This is a genomic window from Lentiprolixibacter sp., from assembly GCF_982873095.1.
The window spans coordinates 1-3,111 of sequence record NZ_CEYNTP010000291.1 but is presented as its reverse complement, the minus strand read 5'-3'; the positions used below and the strand labels follow the sequence as shown (position 1 = coordinate 3,111).

At 45.5% G+C, this 3,111-nt stretch carries 3 protein-coding genes; all 3 read right to left on the bottom strand.

The genetic code is table 11. The features are described from left to right. A partial coding sequence (locus tag AC4E7D_RS13375; RefSeq protein WP_490174284.1) for an NADP-dependent isocitrate dehydrogenase occupies nucleotides 1-604 on the bottom strand: 604 nt, incomplete at its 3' end. A gap of 730 nt (nucleotides 605-1,334) precedes the next feature. Continuing rightward, nucleotides 1,335-2,666: a carboxypeptidase-like regulatory domain-containing protein gene (locus tag AC4E7D_RS13370; protein ID WP_490174283.1), complete on the bottom strand. Its 1,332-nt coding sequence runs from the start codon at nucleotides 2,664-2,666 to the stop codon at nucleotides 1,335-1,337. Nucleotides 2,667-2,741: 75 nt separating this feature from the next. After that, nucleotides 2,742-3,111, bottom strand: a 370-nt coding sequence (locus tag AC4E7D_RS13365) for a calponin homology domain-containing protein (protein ID WP_490174282.1), incomplete at its 5' end; no start/stop codon positions are given.

Genomic DNA, 3,111 nt, shown 5'->3' with positions numbered 1-3,111 from the left:
GTGCCCCTGTCCACTGAATGCTTACCTGTGTTGCTTCAGGGAGGGTAAGCGATTTTTCGTTGGACCGGAAATCGCCTTCAGACATGGTGGCCACATGGGTCTTGGAATCTTTGGTCCAGGCCCCCATGCTATGCGGGTTTTTCCTGGCATAGTTTTTCACCGGACGTGGTGCCCGCCTATCCGAGTTGCCTTCCCGTAGTACAGGGTTAACGGCACTTCCTTTGACCTTGTCGTAACGGGCTTTGATTTCCTTTTCTCCGTCATTTCCCGGTTCATCCGGATAGTCAGGCACGTTAAATCCTTTGGCTTGCAGTTCGCTAATGGCTTCCTTAAGCTGCGGGATAGAAGCACTGATATTAGGCAGTTTGATGATATTCGCTTCCGGAGATTTGGCCAGAATACCCAGGGCTTCCAGGTCATTGGATTTTTTTTGGTTTTCCTCAAGATAATCGGAAAAGTTTGCCAGGATACGTCCCGCCAGGGAGATATCGCGGGTTTCGATGTCAATTCCTGCAGTCTTGGTGTAGGCTTTAATAATAGGGAGGAAAGATTGTGTGGCTAGTGCTGGTGCTTCGTCTGTGCGGGTATAAATTATTTTGGGCATTAGGCTGTATGGATTTTTGCGGAGCAAATATACAACATATGACTGTGTAATAACAGTATATTTTGTAAGGGTTGAATATGGGAAATCAGGTAGGGGGGTGGGACTAAAAAGACAAAAGCCATATCATTGTACGGGTACATTGATATGGCTTTCTAGAATTAGCTCGCAAATTGTGTCTTACCGAAGTAGTCCACCGCAACCATTGATCGCATTCGCCAGCTAAATCAACGTTTGAAACATCTTTTGTCCTTAATTGTTAAACCAAGTAACTCCAAATGCCTCTTCTTGTCGCATTAACACGAAGTGGTCCACGCCTTACCGAAGCACTGCGCTTTACATCTCGCATCCACGATCAGAACTGAGAACTACAGCCCCCTGTTCCTTCGCTCACCTTATTCCTCCTGTTCGAGGACGAATCCTCCAACTCTTGGGCCAAGGTTAAACAACAATACAAAGAACGTCAACTTCATAATGATTCTTCCGAGCTACCCTGGACAGGTTTCCCTTCCAAACCATGTAGTAAATATATACGATTCACCTACGTTTTGCAAAAAATATAAGCAATTAAAAATCAACAACTTATAAACGTAAGTTATTAACAATTGTTCATAATTTCAGGGAGAGGTTTTTGCACCGCATATGGCGGCAATATCAGGGGGTTTGACGGGTTGAATAATGCAAAAACGGCACAAGAATGTGCCGTTTTGTTTAATCTTTCTGAGACGGGCAATTAAGGGGTTGAGGTCCCGCTATCCGCTTTTGTCCTTCTGAGTTGCCTTTGGATTTTCCTGATGGCACTTTCAATAGACTTTTCGGGTTCGATGATATTGTATTCTCCCCAGAAATCCGGATCTGAAAAGCCCAGGGCCTCATCACTCATGATGATCGAGGTTTTAATGCGTTCCCTGGATTTCGGGACCGCTCCGCTAATGTTCTTTTCCCAATCGGTAACGGCCATCTCACAGGTCATGCTATACACGGAATTAAAGAGTTTCTTATCCCAGTTGATCTTGAATTCGAGCAGCACATTGCTGTAGCCGTAGTACCAGCGGCCATCTTTCTCTCTGTAATCCACCCGATAAGCCACCTGTGTGGGATAGACCCTGGCATTCCTCGGTTTCTTGCGCACAAATAAGCGACTGGCCATTTCGCGGGTCGTAATGTTCAACGAATATACCGCACTGGTCAGGATCTTTTTATCCGCATCGATAAAGAGCTTCCCCTGATACATGGGTTCAAGGATATTGTCGCGCTGTTTGAAATTGATAACGAATATCAATTGGTCATTAATGGTGGTGGACCGATCAAACGTAAACTTATAGTCGTCAATCGTTTCCTTGGTAAAAATAAAATCAGGATATTTCATAATGTCCACAAACAGGGCATTGAAGGGCCCACCCTGCAGCTTAAGGGCCAAGGTGTCCAATTTGCTGTAATCCGTGCTCTTCCTTGCCTTGTACAATTGTACCGCATCCTGCCTGGAGGAGGTATAAGGGGTTTTGTAAATGTTCACCACCGCCTCAGACAAGGAAACATTCCTTCGTCTTTTCTTGATGGTTTCCCGGTAAAATGCGGTCATCAGAGTAGGATCGTCAAAGTAGTTTTCCCCTTTTTTTCTCAGGGCTTCCTTCACCAGACTGGCTGCGTCCCTGGGAGCGGTAACATTTACTTCTGCCAGATTGGTAACAGAAATATCCAGGGCAATCCTGTTCTTATCAGGCTTAAGTTGGCCCAATGGGATCACCCTGCTGGTGTAACCCAGAAAAGTAACAACAACACTCCCTTCCTCAATAGACTTAGGGACTTTGAGTAAAAATGTACCCTCTGTATTGGTAACGGTGCTGATATTGGTCCCTTCCAGGGTCAATGATGCAAAAACCAATGGGTCCCGGCTCTGGCTGTCCACAACCTCCCCTTTGAATTGGTTGTAATTGATATCCTCCTGTTCACTCAAATCCTGAAAGAAGGCCCGGGCTTCTCCTATCCCGAGGCAAAGGATGAACGCAATACCTAAGGAAATCTGTAACGCTATATTAGCTTCTTTAAATTTGAATATTCTCATAACACTGTTTTTGATACAAAATTAAGGCTAAAATAAGCCCTTTACCACTCCTTTATAATGATTTTAATCATAAAGCTATTGTTCCCGCCGTACGCCCGTAAAAACGCTTACCCCAGGAGGGAAGGGATTGCCGGCCTGCCGCCGGAGGCTCACTACTTGTCCCGTATGCCACAAAGCGTCTGCCAGGGGACCGTTTAATTGGTTCCAGAAGGGGAACTGGGTATCTCCTTTTTCATTGCGAAAGATGATGGGATACTCCCCCAGGTCTTCCGCTGCCTTGAATATCAAACTTGCTTCTTCCAGGGCAAGCAGGGTGTTTCTCCTCTTTTCTTCAAATGACAATTCTTCTTCACTAACCTGGGTCCTGTCATTAACCTCCTGCTTAGCACTATTCAGAATTACCCTGCTAAGGCAGGATTGTGTGTTGAACCACCTTCGGTTCGCC

What these genes read in the sequence shown, in the direction of transcription:
- AC4E7D_RS13370 (WP_490174283.1), bottom strand. Translation starts at nt 2,666, where the DNA reads ATGAGAATATTCAAATTTAAAGAAGCTAATATAGCGTTACAGATTTCC.